Source organism: Micromonospora sp. NPDC048843 (assembly GCF_040649965.1).
GTDB classification, from domain to species: Bacteria; Actinomycetota; Actinomycetes; order Mycobacteriales; family Micromonosporaceae; genus Micromonospora; species Micromonospora hortensis.
In genome coordinates this window covers 23,996-40,489 of the sequence record NZ_JBEZGJ010000047.1, presented here as the reverse complement: position 1 = coordinate 40,489, position 16,494 = coordinate 23,996, and the positions used below count along the sequence as shown (strand labels likewise).

Below are 16,494 nucleotides of genomic sequence, written 5' to 3'. Positions count from 1 at the left end.
GAACTCAACGGACGACCACGCCAAACCCTCGACTGGCAGAATCCAGCCGAGGTACTCCACAAACACCTAGTCGCAACAGCCGCTTGAAACCGCCCTGCCCGGTAACCGCGGATTCAGGGAACCCGAGTCGATCATCGGCCGAGACACCGCCGCCCGACGGGTCGGGCGCCGACGGGGCGGGTGGTGGTGAGGTCAGGCGGCGGTAGCGGTCTCGATCCAGCGGTCCAGGGTCGCGGCGGCCGCGCCGGAGTCGATCGACTCGGCCGCACGGGCCAGGCCGGCGCGGAGCGCCTCGGTCAGGTCGCCGTCCAGCGGGCCCTGGGTGGCCAGCGCCGCCGCCGCGTTGACCAGGACCGCGTCCCGAACCGGGCCCGTCTCGCCGGCCAGCAGACGACGGGCCACGCCAGCGTTGTACGCGGCGTCACCGCCCCGCAGGTCGGCGAGGGTGGACCGGGGTACCCCCAGGTCCGTCGCGTCCAGCACGACCTCTCGTACGGTGCCGCCCTGGGCCGCCCAGATCCGGGTGGGCGCGGCGGTGGTGAACTCGTCCAGCCCGTCCTCGCCGCGCATGACGATCGCCGAGTCGCCACGGGCCGCGAACACGCTGGCCATCACCGGGGCCATCCGCAGGTCGAAGCAGCCGACCGCGCCGGCCCGGGGGCGGGCCGGGTTGGTCAGCGGGCCGAGGAAGTTGAAGAAGGTGGGCACGCCCACCTCGCGGCGAACCGGGCCGGCGTGCCGCATCCCGGGGTGGAAGCGGGCCGCGAAGCAGAACCCGATGCCGGCCTCCTCGACACAGTGGGCAACCTGCTCCGGGCCGAGATCCAGCGGGATGCCGAGGAACTCCAGCAGGTCGGCGGTGCCGCACAGGGAGGAGGCGGCCCGGTTGCCGTGCTTCACGACACGGACACCCGTGCCGGCGACCACCAGCGCCGTCATCGTGGAGATGTTCACAGTGTGGGCGAGGTCACCGCCGGTGCCGACCACGTCGAGCGCGGTACGGCGCAACTCCTCGGGGAGCGCCACCGGGACCGCGCGACCGAGCATCGCCTCCACCAGGCCAGCCAGCTCCGCAGGGGTCTCCCCCTTGGCCCGCAGCGCCACGGCGAAGGCGGCGATCTGCGCCGCGCTCGCCGAGCCGGTCATGATCTCGTCCATCGCCCAGGCGGTGTCGGCGGTGGAGAGTTCGTCACCGCGCAGCAGCGCGTTGAGCAGGTGCGGCCAGGTCCGATCGCCCATGGCGGGCCTCCCGAGCATGCGAAGTGCGGGTGGGCTGGAACCGGCGCCGAGGAGATCCGGCGCCGTGGGGGTGCCGGAGGAGCGTGGGACGTCAGGCGGGTGCGTGCGTCCGCAGCAACTCGGCCACCGTGCCGCCGGTGGTCACCGGGTCGAGCGGGTGCACCAGCGTCGCGTCGACCTCGGCGTACGCGGCGAGCCATCGGTCGGCGGCGCGGGCGATCACCAGGCAGGTCGGGGGAGCGTCGTCCCGGTCGTCCTTGACCTGCCGCGCGATGCCGATGCCGCCGCCCGGGCTCGCCTCACCGTCGAGCAGCAGCAGGTCGATCTCGTAGTCGTCGACCAGCCGGATCGTCTCCGCGTAGGTCGACGCCTCGACGAACTCGATCTGTAGACCGGGAGCGGGCCGGGTGCCGACGGCCATCCGCATCCGATCGCGGACCTGCGGGTCGTCGCTGTAGAGCAACACGGTGCAAAGACGATCGGTCATGCCGGAACTCCCACCTCGTAGCTGCCCGCAGATCGTACCGGTCGGCGTGACGTAGCCGACATCCCGCCCGGCGTCGCGCGTCGGGGCGTACCGTCCGGGCAGCTCAGGCGGGCGCGGCGTCGGCGGCGCGTTCGCGGGCCTCCTGGCGGTCCAGCTCGCGGTCCACCCGGCGGGCCTCCCGTTCGGACTGCTTGACCCACTGCACCACCAGCACCGCGAGCATTGTCACGCTGACGAACTCACCACCGGCCCAGAGGATGCCGCCGGCGACCACCTGGTCCTGCCACGGGTCGACCCAACCGAGGTTGAGCGACGGGTACCAGTCACCGCCGAAGAGCGTGCTGCTCTGCATGATGGTGAGGCCGAGCACTGTGTGGAACGGCACGGAGAGCAGCATCAGCAGCGCACGCGCCGGGTACGGCCAGCGGCCGGGCAGCGGGTCGAGGCCGAGCAGCGGCCAGAAGAACACGCAGCCGGTCATGATGAAGTGCGCGTGCACCAGCTCGTGCGCCCAGGCGTGTTCGAGGGTGTAGCGGTACAGGTCACTGAAGTACAGCACGAACGGGTTGACCACGAAGATGGCGAACGCCACCAGCGGGAAGCTGTAGACCCGGGCGACGCGGCTGTGCACGATCGCGAGCAGGCGCTTGCGCGGCCCGACCGGCAGGGTCCGCAGGGCAAGGGTCATCGGCGCGCCCAGCGCCAGGAAGATCGGCGCCACCATGGAGAGCACCATGTGCTGGATCATGTGCACTGACAGCAGCGCGGTGTCGTACGCGTGCAGCCCGCTGACCGTGACGAGCGCGATGCCGCCCAGGCCGGGGCCGAGGAAGAACACGGTACGGGTGATCGGCCAGCGGTCGCCGCGCAGGCGCAGCCGGTACACGCCGTAGAGGTACAGGCCGGCGGCGAGCACCAGGCCGAGGGCCAGCCAGCTGTCCAGCCGGGTCTCGGTCAGCACCGCGCCGACGGTGAACGGCGGCGGGGCCGAGGTGGCGGCGAAGATCGGATCGACGTGCAGCACGCTTTTCAGGCTAGGCCAGGCGAACCGGACCCTGACGCTCGGGCCACGGAAGGCGCAGGTTTGCCACCCCGCTGATCGGCGGCCCCGGTCAGGGGCAATAATGACGGCGTGACTGCGGCCCCAGCCATTGACAAGAGCCGGATCCACTCTCTGACCCGACCAAACATGGTCAGCGTCGGGACGATCGTGTGGCTCTCCAGCGAACTCATGTTCTTCGCGGCGCTGTTCGCGATGTACTTCTCCATCCGCGCGGCTGCGCCGGAGCAGTGGGAGAAGCACACCGAGGCGCTGAACATTCCGTACGCGACCACCTTCACGGTGATCCTGGTGCTGTCCTCGGTGACGTGCCAGCTCGGCGTCTTCGCGGCGGAGAAGGGTGACGTGCACGCGCTGCGGCGCTGGTTCACCGTCACCTTCGTGATGGGCCTGATCTTCGTCCTCGGCCAGCTGAACGAGTACCGGCACCTGGTCGCCGACGGCATCAAGATCAACGAAGACGGGTACGGGTCGGTGTTCTACCTGACCACCGGCTTCCACGGCCTGCACGTGACCGGTGGTCTGATCGCCTTCATCATCTTCATGGTCCGTACGACCATGGGCCGGTTCACTCCGGCGCAGGCGACGTCGGCGATCGTCGTGTCGTACTACTGGCACTTCGTCGACGTCGTGTGGATCGGGCTGTACGCCATGATCTACTGGCTCCAGTGATCTTGCGCGTCACATTCCGCGCTGCTGCTCCGTCCCCTGAGACAGGTCCAACCGGTTAAGGACACCGCTCATGACTTCTGACAACGACCGCCGACGCGGTCTGCTCGCGCGGTTGCGCGAGCGGCCCGCCGCGCGCAGCAGGGGCCGCCGCCGGCTGGGCGCCGCGGTCCGGCTGATCGCCGCGCTGATGCTCGCCGGTGGCGCGTACACCGTCTTCGCCCCGGGCGCCCAGGCGCAGGACAACCCGCAGCTGACCGGCGCCGCCGCCGAGGGCAAGGCGCTGTTCGACGTGAGCTGCGTGACCTGCCACGGCCGCAACGCCCAGGGCGTCGAGGGCCGCGGGCCGAGCCTGATCGGCGTCGGCGCGGCATCGGTCGAGTTCCAGGTCAGCTCCGGGCGGATGCCGCTGGCCCGCCAGGAGGCCCAGGCGCACCGCAAGCCCCCGGTCTTCACCGACGAGCAGACCCGTCAGCTGGCCCAGTACGTCCAGGAGCTCGGCGGCGGACCGGTCGTGCCCGAGGGCGACGACCTCCGCGAGGACGGCAACATCGCCGCCGGCGGTGAGCTGTTCCGGATCAACTGCTCGCAGTGCCATGCCTTCGGTGGCGGCGGTGGTGCGCTCTCCTCGGGCAAGTTCGCCCCGAGCCTGCACCCCGCGACCGACCGCCAGATCTACGCGGCGATGTTGAGCGGCCCGCAGAACATGCCGGTGTTCGGCGACAACCAGCTCCGGCCGGAGCAGAAGGCCGACATCATCGCCTACATCCAGGAGACGCTGAAGCACGACCAGGACCCGGGTGGGTTGAACCTCGGGCGGTACGGCCCGTCCACCGAGGGCCTGGCGATCTTCCTGGTTGGCATCGTGGCGCTCGTCTTCGCTAGCCTGTGGATTGCGGGTAAGTCGTGATCGAGCAGGCCATCCGATTCAGTGCTGTGGTGCCGCTCGGCGCCACCCGTAGCGAGGTGACGGCATGAGCACCCACCCCGAGCACCAGGCCCCACAGGGCCCGGAGCCGCTCGACGTGAACGACCCCAAGCTGACCCGGTTCGACATCGTTCGTGAAGGCGCGCGTCGGGACGACATCGAGATCGTCCACTACGAGCCACAGGTGCTGCCGGGCACCAAGGCGGAGCGTCGGCTGACCCGGGTGGTCGCCGGTTTCTTCCTGATCACCGGCCTGGCCGCGACCGCCTTCCTGGCCATCTACATCTGGTGGCCGTGGAAGTACGAGGCGGGCCGGGGCGGCGACAAGTTCTACACCCCGCTGCTCGGCTTCACCCTCGGCGTGGCGCTGCTCGCCGTCGGCTTCGGCATCCTGACCTGGGGCAAGAAGTTGCTGCCCAAGGAGGTCTCGATCCAGGACCGGCACGAGGGCCAGGTGGACTCCGACGGCCGCACCATCACCGGTCAGACCATGCTCTACATGGCGGACGAGCTGGGCGTGAAGCGTCGCCCCCTGCTCGGCATCTCGCTGCTGGCCGGTCTCGCGCCGGTCGCCGCGGTCGCCGCGGCGCCGCTGGTCGGCGGCCTGATCTCGCAGCCGCACAAGAACAACCAGATGTTCACCACCGGGTTCGCCACGCCCGAGGGCGGCGAGCGGATCCGCCTGGTCCGCGAGGACGGCCGTCCGGTCCGTCCGGCGGACATCAGCACCGGTGGCCAGATCACCGTCTTCCCCGGCATCGACCACGGTGTGAGCAACAAGCACGCCGACTCGCCGACGCTGCTGATCCATCTCCGCGACTCGGACGCACAGGAATCGCGCCGGGCCAACGAGAAGATCGGCCACGGCGACTACATGTGGGGCAACTACGCGGCGTTCTCCAAGATCTGCACGCACGCGGGATGCCCGGCCAGCCTGTACGAGCAGCAGACCAACCGGCTGCTCTGCCCGTGCCACCAGTCCCAGTTCCTGATCACCGACAACGCCCGGCCAGTCTTCGGCCCCGCCAGCCGGCGGCTGCCGCAGCTGCCGATCGAGGTGGACTCCGAGGGCTTCTTCGTGGCGAAGTCCGACTACACCGAGACCGTCGGGCCTGATTTCTGGGAGCGGCCATGAAGCGTCGAAAGTTCGACCTTGCGGCGACGCCGGGCAAGGCCGCAGTGGGAGTGGATGACCGCTTCCAGGTGGCCACCCCGCTGCGCAAGCTGCTGAACAAGGTCTTCCCGGACCACTGGTCCTTCCTGCTCGGCGAGATCGCGCTGTTCTCGTTCATCGTGCTGCTGCTGACCGGTGTGTTCCTCACCTTCTTCTACGAGCCGGCGATGACCGAGGTGGTCTACGACGGCAGCTTCGCACCGCTGCAGGGCACCCCGATGTCCGCCGCGTACGCCTCCAGCCTGGACATCTCGTTCGACGTCCGCGGCGGTCTGGTGATGCGGCAGATGCACCACTGGGCGGCGCTGCTGTTCATGGCCGCGATCGTCGTGCACATGCTGCGGGTCTTCTTCACCGGTGCCTTCCGCAAGCCGCGTGAGACCAACTGGATCATCGGTTCGCTGCTGTTCTGGGTCGGCTTCCTGGCCGGCTTCACCGGCTACTCGCTGCCGGACGACGGCCTGTCCGGCACCGGGCTGCGGATCGCCTCGGCGATCATGCTGTCCATCCCGGTGATCGGCTCCTGGGTTACCTCGTCGGTCTTCGGCGGCGAGTTCCCTGGCACGATCATCATCAGCCGGTTCTTCATCGCCCACGTGCTGCTCATCCCGGGTCTGCTGGTCGCGCTGATCAGCGTCCACCTGGGTCTGGTCTTCAAGCAGAAGCACACCCAGTGGCCCGGCCCCGGCCGGACCAACAACAACGTGGTCGGCGAGCGGATGTTCCCGCGGTACGCGCTGAAGCAGGGCGGCTTCTTCATGGTCGTCTTCGGCGTCATCGCGCTGATGGGCGGTCTGTTCCAGATCAACCCGATCTGGTTGTTCGGCCCGTACGAGGCGTGGGTGGTCTCGGCCGCCAGCCAGCCCGACTGGTACGTCATGTTCCTCGACGGGTCGACCCGACTCATGCCGGCCTGGGAAATCAACATCCCGCTCGGCGACGGGTACGTCATTCCGCCGCTGTTCTGGCCGACTGTCGTGCTACCCGGCATCCTGGTGGGCCTGTCGACGATGTACCCGTTCCTGGAGGCCCGGCACCTCAAGGACCGCAAGAGCCACAACCTGCTCGAGCGTCCCCGGGACGCGCCGGCCCGGACCGCCGTCGGCGCCATGGCCGTCTCGTTCTACATCGTGCTGACGCTCTCCGGCGCCAACGACGTGATCGCTGACAAGTTCCAGATCAGCCTGAACGCGATGACCTGGGCGGGCCGTGTCGGCCTGCTGGTGGTCCCGCCGCTGGCGTACTACGTCACCTACCGGCTCTGCCTGGGTCTGCAGCAGCACGACCGGGAGGTGCTCGCGCACGGCGTGGAGACCGGCATCATCCGGCGCCTGCCGGACGGCCGGTTCGTCGAGGTGCACCAGCCGCTCAGCGCGTCCAACGGGCACGCTGACGGTCACGGCCAGCTGGACTACGTCGGCTGGGTCGTGCCCAAGAAGATGAACCGGCTGGGGGCCCTCGGCCCGGCCATCCGGGGCTTCTTCTACCCGATCGAGAAGCCGGTCGAGGCACCGGTCTCGCCGGGGCACCCGCCGGTCGAGGCCCGACCGGAGCGCGAGGAGATCGGCAGCGGCGAGAGCCGCCGCTGACCGCCCAGTTACACGGTTACGGAGCGCCCGCCGGATTCCGGCGGGCGCTCCGTCGTATCCACACCCCCGGGACCCATCCGACCAGGAGTCGGACGCCCCTGATGGGACCGGTCGACCCCGCGCGACGGGCGATCGCAGGAATAACCACGGTGAGCCGGGTATCCGTGCGGTCCAACGTCTCAAGGGGGGGAAGCATGTTGGGTATCAAACGCCTCGGCCTGTTGGCCGCGCTGGTACTTGTCGGTGTCGCGCCGGCTGCGGCCGCGCAGGCCGCGGCACAGCCGTCAACGCAGGACACCCAGTACCTGCAGGCGGTACACCAGGTCAACCTGTTCGAGATCACCGCTGGTGACCTGGCTCAGCAGAAGGGTCAGGACCAGGGGGTCAAGGACCTGGGCGCGATGCTGAAGACCGACCACACCCAGCTGGACCAGACGGTGCAGCAGACCGCGTCGCAGCTCGGGGTGGAACTGCCGAACGAGCCCAGTGCCGATCAGCAGGCGGTCATCGACAAGCTGAACAACGCCAGCGGTGCGGAGTTCGACCGGCTCTGGGTGACCAGTGAGCTGGCCGGCCACGTCCAGGCCATCCAGGCCACCCAGACGGAGATCTCGCAGGGCTCCGAGCAGTCGGTGGTCCAGTTGGCGCAGACGGCGCTTCCGACGCTGCAGACGCACTACGACGAGTTGGTGGCGCTCGCCAACAAGCTGGGCATCCCGGTTCCGCAGACCAGCGCCAGCGGTACGCCCAGCCCGGGCGGCACCGGCACTGAGTCCCCGGCTCCGGGCGGCACTGTCACCGAGTCCCCGGCTCCGGGCGGCACCGGCACCGAGTCGCCGGCTCCGGGCGGCGGCAGCACCGAGGTACCGGCTCCCAGCGAGAGCTGACGTAGCCACAGCAGACGGCCGGTCCACACTTGAGGTGGGCCGGCCGCCCTGTGCGCGCTACGCGCCGCCGTGCGGCCGGCACGGCCCCCCGAAACGGCGAGCGGGTCAGTCGGCGCTGGCCAGACCGATCGCGAACGCCTCCTCCAGGTCGTGCTGGGAGTACGCCCGGAAGGCGATGTGCGACTCGGTGTTGAGCACGCCCGGGACCTTGGAGATGCTGCCCGCGATGACCTGGGCGATCTGGTCGAACTCGCGGACCCGGACGATGGCGATGAGGTCGACGTGCCCGGCCACCGAGTAGACCTCGCTGACACCGGGAAGGTTGGCCAGGTTCTCCGCCACCTCGGGGATCGCATCGGTGGCGCAGTCGATCAGCACGATCGCGGTGATCACGGGGCATTTCTCCGTTCGTCGGCGTCGTCGCCCATGCTAGATGTTCCGGTGCGAAACCGGAGGCGGGAGCCGTCGGGGCTCAGCCCTGGGCGGGGCAGGGCACTGTCAGGTCGCTCCCGGCCCGGATCACGTTCCGTAGCCGCTCGCCGGCCCGTACTGTCGCGCCCGGCCACACCACGGTGCGGGACACGTCACCGTCAACCCGGGCGCCCGTGCCGATGACCGACTCCACGCAGTGCCCGGTCACCGTCGCGGACTCCTCGACGAGAACGCCGCCGGCCGCGGCGTGCAGGTTGGCGGCCAGGTAGTCGGCCGGGGTTCCGGTGTCGAAGAAGATGCCCGGGTAGGGCACCACAGTCAGGGCGCCCGCGGCCTCGGCCGGACGCCACACGGCGCGGACCAGGTCCGAGAACACGACCGGCAGGTCACGGACCAGCCGCCAGGGCAGCAGCGAGAAGCCGGTGAAGCAGTGCCCGGCGAAGGTGCCCGGCGCCGCCGGGTCCGCGGCGGGCTGGCCGAGCAGGCGTACGGTGTGCCCGTCCCAGCCGTCGAGCAGGGCGGCCACGTCCGGGCCCGGGGGAGCGGCCGGGTCAGCGAGGTACGCGTCGGCGTTGCCGACCAGCACCGGCCGCCCGTCGATCCAGTCCCGCAGGTTGGCCACCCCGCCCGCGGTGCCCAGCGGGTCGCCCGGCTCCACCGACAGGTGTGCGCGGTCGCCGACGTGCGCCACCACCTGATCGCCGAGGTAACAGGCGTTCACCGCCACCCGATCGGGACCGGTCAGGCCCAGGCCGGCCAACCGCGCCAACGCCCGATCCAGCAGGGGGACGTTGCCCACCGGGCAGAGCGCCTTGGGTAGCCGTTCGGTGAGCGGGCGCAGCCGCGTACCCTCGCCGGCGGCCAGCACCACCGCGCACAGCTCCGCCGGCACACCGGCCGCCCCGGTCACGGGGTGTCGTCGGGCACGGGCGGCGGGAACTGCCCGGCCATCGGCCCGATGTCGTAGTAGGCGAGCAGCCGGGCCGTCGGCCAGGTCAGCTTGGGCAGATCGTCCAGGGGGTGCCAGGCGGCCTCGAAGACCTCCCCGCCGTCGACGGTCAGCTCGGTGCTGGACGCCGGCACCTCGGCCTCGAAGACCATGTCCACCCAGCCCTTGGCGTGCACGATCGCGTTCGGCACCGCCGGGCGCAGCCGCGACGGTGGGAGCCGGACACCGGACTCCTCGAACAGCTCACGGGCCGCGCCCACCACCGGAGCCTCACCCCGGTTGAGCAGGCCGGCGGGGAGCGACCAACCCTTGCCGGGCGGCTGGCGCAGCATGAGCAAGCGACCCGCGCCCGTCGCCTCGGTGTCCCGGACCAGGGTCACCGCGCCGACGATGTACTTGGGCACGACCAGCCGGACCAGGCGCCGACGCACCGGCAGCGGCAGCCGGTAGAAGGCCTGGTAGAAGAGGGCCCGACCGGTGGCGCGGGAGCGGGGGATCATGACTCCAGGCTAGTGGTCACGAATGTCCTTCGGTCGCGCTGGGGCCCGCCGGGTCACTGTCGATGGTCGACGAGGTCGATGAGCTGGCGGACCACGGTGTCTGGTTCGATCACCCGGTCGAAGACCGCGACCAACAGGGTCTCCAGGTCGGGGTAGCCCAACTCCTCGGAGAGGCGCAGCAGTGGCAGGTCACTGGCGAGGCCCCGGTTGTGCTGGCGAAGGGCGAGCCCGATGGTGGCCCGACCGAGGCGCACCTTGTCGCTGATCGTGATGCCCGGCTCGGTGTGCTCGGCGAACCACCTGTTGATCTGCATCTGCGCGTGCGGCGACTTGACGAAGGTCAGCCACTCCCGCCGGGGGCCGCGCGGCGCCACACCGGCCTCGAAGCCGTTGTCGCCGTCGTTCTCGGTGAAGATCTCCACCACGTCGCCCTCGTCCAGCTCCGAACTGAGCGGGGCCAGCCGACCGTTGATGCGCGCGGCGAGGCAGTGGTCGCCCCGGTCGTTACCCAGCTCGTACGCGAGGTCGACGGGCGTGGCACCGGCCGGCAGCACGACCTGCCGCCCGTCGGCGAAGACCTGGATCTGGCCCTCGGCCAGGTCGCAGCGCAGCGACTCGTAGAACTGTGCAGGGTCGGCGGCGTCCGGCTCCCAGTCGAGCACCCGGCGCAGCCAGTCCAGCTGTTCGGCACGGGCCGCGGCGCTGCCACGCCCCGATTGGGGGAAACGGAAGTCGGCGGCGATGCCGTACTCGGCCGAGCGGTGCATCTCCTCGGTGCGGATCAGCACCTCCACTGTGCGGTCCTGGGGGCCGCAGACGCTGGTGTGCAGCGAACGGTAGAGGTTGTTCTTCGGCGAGGCGATGAAGTCCTTGAAACGGCCGGCCACCGGTCGCCAGGTGCCGTGGATCGCGCCCAGCGCGGCGTAACAGTCGGTGGCCGGGCCGTCGACCACCACCACGATGCGGGGCAGGTCGTACGGGGCGGTGTGGCCGCCGGCGATGGTGTCCTTCCAGATCGAGTAGAGGTGCCGGGGACGGGGGCTGACCTCGGCGTCGACCCGGCTGCGGCGCAGCGCCACCCTGGTCCGGGTGACCACCGAGTCGAGGTAGGAATCCCAGCCCGGCCGATCGTGCACGTGCCGGGCCAGCCGGGCGTGCTCGTCGGGCTCGAGGTGCAGCAGCACCACGTCGTCCAGCTCGCGTTTGAGGGTCTGGATGCCCAGCCGGTCACAGAGCGGGACCAGCACCTCCTGGGTCTTGCGGGCGATCCGTTCCCGCGACGATGCGGAGCGCACCCCGAGCGTCCGCATGTTGTGCAGCCGATCGGCCAGCTTGATGATCAGCACCCGGACGTCCTTGGCGGCCGCGACGATCATCTTGCGGACCGTCTCCGCCTCGGCGGCCTTGCCGTAGAACGCCTTGTCGAACTTGGTCACCCCGTCGACCAGGTGGGCCACCTCGCCGCCGAAGTCCTCGGAGAGTGCCTGGAGGGTGTAGCGGGTGTCCTCAACTGTGTCGTGCAGCAGCGCCGCGACCAGGGTGGTGGTGTCCATCCCCAGCTCGGCGCAGATCTGCGCCACCGCGAGGGGATGGGTGATGTACGGTTCCCCGCTCTTGCGGAACTGCCCGCGGTGCATGTTTTCCGCGATCGTGTAGGCACGGCGCAGCACCGCGGGGTCGGTGCCGGCGTGGATGCCCCGGTGGGTGCGGACCAGTTGGGTGACCGGGTCCGAGTCGGTGGTCGGCCAGCTGAGCAGCGACCGCAGCCGGCGAGCGAGCGGCAGCTCACCCGGCTGTGTCGGCAGGGCGCCCCCCAGGGCGGCGCCGTGTCCGGCGTCGACGTCCACGAGGGACACCTCCTCACCCCGGCTCCACATCGCCGGGACCCGGCGGGGGAGCAGGCCCACGAATCGGGCAGGACTGCACTTCTCTAACAGCCTAAGCGAGTCGACGTAGTCCGATCGGTCAGTTGGTCATGAGCGTTCGGTCGAGAGTTGGTGGGACGCGCCGCCCTCGGCCTTCGCCAGCAGGTCACGGAACCGGCCCGCGCCACTCGCCGGAGAGGACCAACCGGACGACATCTCGACGAGTCGGGTCTCCGGTCGCTCCAACCAGGACAGGATCCGCTCGGACTCCTCGGCGGTCGCGGCCGGCACCGGACCGTGCCCGCCCGACACCGTCTCGGCGGTGGCCCGGATCGTGGTCAACGTGGGACGCGGGTGCACGCCCGGCGGGGACACCCCCGCGCCGGCCAGTCTGCCGTGCCGGACCAGCGCCAACTCCCAGCCGCCCCGGGCGGCCGGCCGGGCCGCGGCCAACTCGACGATCCCGGTCAGCGCGGCCAGCCGCTGCATCCGCACTGTGGCCCGCAGCACGGCGGCCAGCCGGGACCGCACCACGGCGGCCTCCTCGTAGCGCTGGTCGCGGGAGAGCACGTCGATCCGCGCGAGCAGTGCGTCCACCACCGGCTGGGGGTCACTGGCCGTCGCGGTGCGGAATGGCGTGGCGGCGCTGTCGTCGTACTCCTCGGGGGTGATCTTGTGTTCGCAGGGCGCCGGGCAGCGACCCAGCTCGGCCAGCGCGCAGGCCGGCGTGACGGTGCGTAGCGAGAGCCGGTGCGTGCACTGGCGCAGTGGCACCGCGTCGTGGAAACCGGCGGCGGCCAGCTCGGCGGCTCGCCGGGAGGTGAACGGCCCGAGGTACGCGGTGTCGGTGGGGGAGAGGTCGCGGACGATCGACAGCCGAGGGTACGGACCGTCGGTCAGCTTGAGCCAGACCATGCGTTCCGGGTATTTGGACCGGCGGTTGTACGGCGGGGCGTGCGCGGCGATCAACCGCAGCTCACGGACCTCCGCCTCCAACGAGTGGGCGCACTCCACCGCCTCCACCCGCTCGGCCGCGCCCAGCATCTCGGAGATCCGGGCGCGCTTCTCGCCGGCGGTGAAGTAGCTGCGCACCCGGGTGGCGATGTCGACCGAGGTGCCCACGTAGAGCGGCCTGTCGTCGGCGGCCCGGAAGATGTAGACCCCGGGGACCTTGGGCAACCCCTCGGCCAGGTGCCGTTTGCGGCGCTGGGTCGGGGTGACAGCGCGGGCGAACTCGATGGCGTCGCCGACCGTGTCCACCCGGTGCCCGCCGAGCCGACCGATCAGCCCGTGCAGCACGTCGACGGTGGCCTTCGCGTCGTCCAACGCCCGGTGGGTGGGCTGGGTGGCGGTGCGGAAGTAGGCGGCCAGGGTGCCCAGCTTGCGGTTGGGCACCTCGTCGCGGGTCAGCACCCGGCGGGCGAGCGCCGCCGTGTCCAGGACCCGGGGGTTGGGCCAGCGGTAGCCGTGCTTGGCGCAGGCGGCCTTGAGGAAGCCCACGTCGTACGGGGCGTTGTGGGCCACCAGCACCGCGTCGTCGATGAACTCCAGGAAGCTCGGCAGCACCTGCTCGATCGGTGGCGCCGGCACCAGCATGGCCTGGGTGATGCCGGTCAGCACCGTGATGAACGGCGGAATCGGCTGGCCCGGGTTGACCAGGGTCGCCAGCTCCCCCAACTGCTCACCACCGCGCACCTTCACCGCGCCGATCTCGGTGATCCCGCCGCCGTCCGGCGCGCCGCCGGTGGTCTCCAGGTCGACCACCACGAACGTCGTCGCGTAGAGCGGCAGCGCCGGGTCCACCCCGCCAACCGCCGGGTCGAGACCGGCCAGTGACTCCTGGACGTACTCCGCCTGTGCCATCGGCGGCACGCTAGCGCCCCGGTCCGACACTCCCGTCGCAGCCGTCCCATCCGTCACCATGGGGCTAGGATGAGAGATCGGCTCACTCACCGGGCGGTGGGCCCGGTCGCGGTGGGAGACTTGCCACATGCCCCTCACCGAGCCGTACGACGACCACCTCCCGCAGGAGGATCCGGTCGCGCTCGACGGGGCCCTGGGCAACCCGGACGACAACGTAGTCACCGACACATCTGGCGCATCGGACCCGACGACGACGGGCGACGGCCCCGCCGCCGAGCCGGAGCCGACCCTGCCCGAGCCGGTCCGGCAGCGGATCGTGACGCTGACCGCCGCGGTGTTGCCCACCCTTCCCACCGACGAGGTCCCGGTGCCGTTGCGTCGGGTGGCCAAGTTCGCCCCCAACCGACGCGCCCGACTCGGCGCGCCGGTCATCGCCGCCCAGCTCACCGCCGACCCGCTGTTCCGGCAGCGGGTCACCGCGCGGGTCCTGGCCGACGCCGGCGATCTCGGCGCGGCGGTGGTCGAGGGCACCGCGCCGGCCGCCGCCGACCCGGTCGAGGTGGCCGCGCTGGCCTACCTGGCCCGTCCCCGTGGCTGGCGGGAGCTGATCGACGCCAGCGGCGCGGCAGTGCGTGCCGAGGCGGACAGCGCCGTCGTCGCCGAGTTGGTCCGCGAGGCCGAGCAGCGGGCCACCCGGGCCGAGCACGACCGCGCGGTGGCCCGGGTCGAGGCCGAGAAGCTTCGCGACGAGTTGGCCCGCGTCCGCGAGGAGCTTGGTCAGCTCCGCGAGGAGTCCCGACAGGTGGCTCGCACCCTGCGGGAGACCCAGGTCCGCGAGCGGAAGGCCACCGAGCTGCTGGCCACCGAGCGCGGCCGGGCCGCCCGCGCCAGCGCCGACGTGGACGCCGAACTCCGCCGCGCCCGGGCCCGGCTGGCCGAGGCCGAGGCCGCCGCCGGAGTGGCCCGGGCCAGCGCCAAGGAGGCGCGCTCGGTCGACGACGCCCGGCTCTGGCTGCTCCTGGAGACCATCGGCCAGGCTGCCGTCGGGCTGCGCCGGGAGCTGGCGCTCGACCCGGTGGACAAACTCCCCGCCGACTTCGTCGCCGACGCGTTCGCCGAGCAGCCGGGCACCGCCCCGGCCGGCCCCGCCGCCCGCGCCCGCGACACCGACGACCCGGCCCGGCTCGACCAGTTGCTCGCCCTGCCCCGGGCGCACCTCGTGGTGGACGGCTACAACGTCACCAAGCGTGGCTTCGGCGAGATGTCCCTGGAGCAGCAGCGCAAACGCCTGATCACCGGGCTGGGCGGGATCGCCGCGCAGACCGGCGACGAGGTCACTGTGGTCTTCGACGGCGCCGAGCGGATGCACGGACTGCCGCCCGCGCCGCGCGGCGTACGGGTGCTCTTCTCCCGCAAGGGTGAGACCGCCGACGAGCTGATCCGGCGACTGGTCCGTGCCGAGCCGGCGGGCCGACCGGTGGTGGTGGTCTCGTCGGACCGCGAGGTCGCCGACGGGGTACGCCGGCACGGCGCCTACCCGCTGGGCGCGGACTCGCTGCTACGGCGGCTCGCCCGCTCCTGACCTACCCGGCTGTCGTACCCGAGCGTTAGCGTCGCTGCTGTCGCTGACGGGAGGGAGTCGCCATGAGCCAGGACGACGTCAAGGTCTTCCTCGACCGGGACTTGCGAGGTGCCCGGTTCAACAGGTCGACGCTGGCCGGGGCGGTGATGCGCGGCGTCGATGTGGATGCTCTGGACATCGACGCACCGTGGCTGGCCGAGGGCACGTTCCTGATCAACGGCGTCGATGTCGTACCGCTGGTCGAGGCCGAGCTCAACCGGCGATTTCCCGGGCGCGACCTTCGGCAGGCCAACAATCCGGACGACCTCCGCGTGGCGTGGGCGGCTCTCGAACGGGCCTGGGCGGCGGCGGTCGACCGGGCTGTGTCCATGCCCGAGGGTGCTGTCGACGTCTCGATCGACAGGGAGTGGTCGTTCGCGCAGACACTGCGCCACCTCGCGTTCGCCGCCGACACCTGGTTGGGCAAGTCGATCCTGCGCCTGCCGCAGCCCTTCCACCCACTCGGGCAACCGCATGCCGAGTACGAGACGGAGGGCTTCGACATGTCGATCTTCGTCGTCGAGCAGCCGACGTTCGCCGAGACCCTTGAGCTGCGAGCCGAGCGGCAGGCGATGGTCCGCGACTTCCTCGCAGCCGTCACACCGGACCTGCTCGCCGAGACTCGGCCGGCCGCCTGGTGGCCCGAGAAGCAGGTGTCCGTCCTGCACTGCCTTCACGTCATCTTCGACGAGGAGTGGCAGCACCTCCGCTTCGCACTGCGTGACCTCGACGCGCAGGGCTGATCAGGTGCAGCGCCTCGTCGGTCAGCCGTAGCGGCAGACGAGGCTGACGGCGCAGGTCCCGGCCGGGTGGGATACCCCGATTTCGCTGATCTGGAGTGGATCTAGCCCTGAAACGGGCGGTCGGACGGGGTTCCTGTCGTACCCGGTGGTTAGTGTCGATGTCACCGACGGTGCTCGGTCGGCGACGAAAGGGCGTCGACCGAGCGCCGAGAGCCGATCAGGAGGCACGATGCTCATCGACTGTGACGGGTGCGCGAAGCGGGCCGACGGCTGTTCCGGCTGCCCGCTGACCGCCCTGTTCGACGAGACGTCCCCGGCGGCCGGGTTGGTCGCCGCCGAGGTCGAGGCCATCGAGGTGTTCGCCCGGGCCGGCTTCGACGTGGAGGTGCTGGCCGCACCCGCGCGCCCGGAGGCAGCTCGCCGTCGTGCCACCCGCCGCGTCGCCTGAGCACGGCACCGCGCCCGGAAGTGGGCTTCTCACGGGCCAT

Annotated in this window: 16 protein-coding genes; 8 read left to right on the top strand and 8 right to left on the bottom strand. The window is 71.0% G+C overall.

The window, feature by feature from the left end; genetic code table 11:
- Positions 1–192: 192 nt before the first annotated feature.
- The 3 genes from trpD to AB0C20_RS14145 form a co-directional block, all read right to left on the bottom strand.
- On the bottom strand, positions 193–1,239 hold the full coding sequence (trpD, locus tag AB0C20_RS14155; protein WP_357568119.1) for an anthranilate phosphoribosyltransferase: 1,047 nt from the start codon (positions 1,237–1,239) through the stop codon (positions 193–195).
- A 91-nt stretch (positions 1,240–1,330) separates the two neighbouring features.
- Positions 1,331–1,726, bottom strand: coding sequence for a hypothetical protein (locus tag AB0C20_RS14150; protein WP_091407513.1), 396 nt, complete (start codon positions 1,724–1,726; stop codon positions 1,331–1,333).
- Between the two features lie 103 nt (positions 1,727–1,829).
- The gene (locus AB0C20_RS14145) at positions 1,830–2,759 is read right to left on the bottom strand and encodes a cytochrome c oxidase assembly protein (RefSeq protein ID WP_357568121.1); all 930 of its coding nucleotides are present in this window, start codon (positions 2,757–2,759) and stop codon (positions 1,830–1,832) included.
- A 99-nt stretch (positions 2,760–2,858) separates the two neighbouring features.
- Between AB0C20_RS14145 and AB0C20_RS14140 the strand changes: the two genes are divergently transcribed.
- From AB0C20_RS14140 to AB0C20_RS14120, 5 genes are all read left to right on the top strand, one after another.
- Positions 2,859–3,458: a heme-copper oxidase subunit III gene (locus tag AB0C20_RS14140; RefSeq protein WP_112582810.1), complete on the top strand. Its 600-nt coding sequence runs from the start codon at positions 2,859–2,861 to the stop codon at positions 3,456–3,458.
- A 70-nt stretch (positions 3,459–3,528) separates the two neighbouring features.
- A complete protein-coding gene (locus AB0C20_RS14135; protein WP_238682815.1) occupies positions 3,529–4,365 on the top strand; it encodes a cytochrome c in 837 nt (278 codons plus the stop codon).
- A gap of 64 nt (positions 4,366–4,429) precedes the next feature.
- Positions 4,430–5,518, top strand: coding sequence for a Rieske 2Fe-2S domain-containing protein (locus AB0C20_RS14130; RefSeq protein ID WP_357180916.1), 1,089 nt, complete (start codon positions 4,430–4,432; stop codon positions 5,516–5,518).
- Complete coding sequence (locus AB0C20_RS14125) at positions 5,515–7,146, top strand: cytochrome b N-terminal domain-containing protein (RefSeq protein ID WP_357180913.1); 1,632 nt, start codon at positions 5,515–5,517, stop codon at positions 7,144–7,146. The genes AB0C20_RS14130 and AB0C20_RS14125 overlap by 4 nt, the downstream gene beginning before the upstream one ends.
- Positions 7,147–7,340: 194 nt before the next feature.
- Complete coding sequence (locus AB0C20_RS14120) at positions 7,341–8,033, top strand: DUF4142 domain-containing protein (protein WP_238680080.1); 693 nt, start codon at positions 7,341–7,343, stop codon at positions 8,031–8,033.
- Between the two features lie 105 nt (positions 8,034–8,138).
- Here AB0C20_RS14120 and AB0C20_RS14115 read toward each other — a convergent pair whose 3' ends face one another.
- The 5 genes from AB0C20_RS14115 to AB0C20_RS14095 all read right to left on the bottom strand — a co-directional run bounded on the left by AB0C20_RS14115 (position 8,139) and on the right by AB0C20_RS14095 (position 13,642).
- Positions 8,139–8,426 carry an Lrp/AsnC ligand binding domain-containing protein gene (locus tag AB0C20_RS14115; protein ID WP_074313163.1) on the bottom strand — a complete coding sequence of 96 codons (288 nt, stop codon included), beginning with the start codon at positions 8,424–8,426 and terminating at the stop codon, positions 8,139–8,141.
- A 79-nt stretch (positions 8,427–8,505) separates the two neighbouring features.
- On the bottom strand, positions 8,506–9,375 hold the full coding sequence (locus AB0C20_RS14110) for a sugar phosphate nucleotidyltransferase (protein ID WP_357568118.1): 870 nt from the start codon (positions 9,373–9,375) through the stop codon (positions 8,506–8,508).
- Entirely contained in the window at positions 9,372–9,914 is a 543-nt protein-coding gene (locus tag AB0C20_RS14105; RefSeq protein WP_357568117.1) for an NUDIX domain-containing protein, read from the bottom strand. Before AB0C20_RS14105 ends, AB0C20_RS14110 begins: the two co-directional genes overlap by 4 nt.
- Before the next feature lie 53 nt (positions 9,915–9,967).
- Positions 9,968–11,761, bottom strand: a complete 1,794-nt coding sequence (locus AB0C20_RS14100) for an HD domain-containing protein (protein WP_357181609.1) — start codon at positions 11,759–11,761, stop codon at positions 9,968–9,970.
- A 126-nt stretch (positions 11,762–11,887) separates the two neighbouring features.
- Entirely contained in the window at positions 11,888–13,642 is a 1,755-nt protein-coding gene (locus AB0C20_RS14095) for a DEDD exonuclease domain-containing protein (RefSeq protein WP_357180903.1), read from the bottom strand.
- 127 nt (positions 13,643–13,769) lie between these two features.
- Between AB0C20_RS14095 and AB0C20_RS14090 the strand changes: the two genes are divergently transcribed.
- The 3 genes from AB0C20_RS14090 to AB0C20_RS14080 all read left to right on the top strand — a co-directional run bounded on the left by AB0C20_RS14090 (position 13,770) and on the right by AB0C20_RS14080 (position 16,454).
- The gene (locus AB0C20_RS14090) at positions 13,770–15,224 is read left to right on the top strand and encodes an NYN domain-containing protein (protein WP_357180900.1); all 1,455 of its coding nucleotides are present in this window, start codon (positions 13,770–13,772) and stop codon (positions 15,222–15,224) included.
- A gap of 62 nt (positions 15,225–15,286) precedes the next feature.
- The gene (locus AB0C20_RS14085; RefSeq protein WP_357568116.1) at positions 15,287–16,006 is read left to right on the top strand and encodes a DinB family protein; all 720 of its coding nucleotides are present in this window, start codon (positions 15,287–15,289) and stop codon (positions 16,004–16,006) included.
- 229 nt (positions 16,007–16,235) lie between these two features.
- Positions 16,236–16,454, top strand: a complete 219-nt coding sequence (locus AB0C20_RS14080) for a hypothetical protein (RefSeq protein ID WP_196918964.1) — start codon at positions 16,236–16,238, stop codon at positions 16,452–16,454.
- The last annotated feature ends 40 nt before the right edge of the window (positions 16,455–16,494 follow it).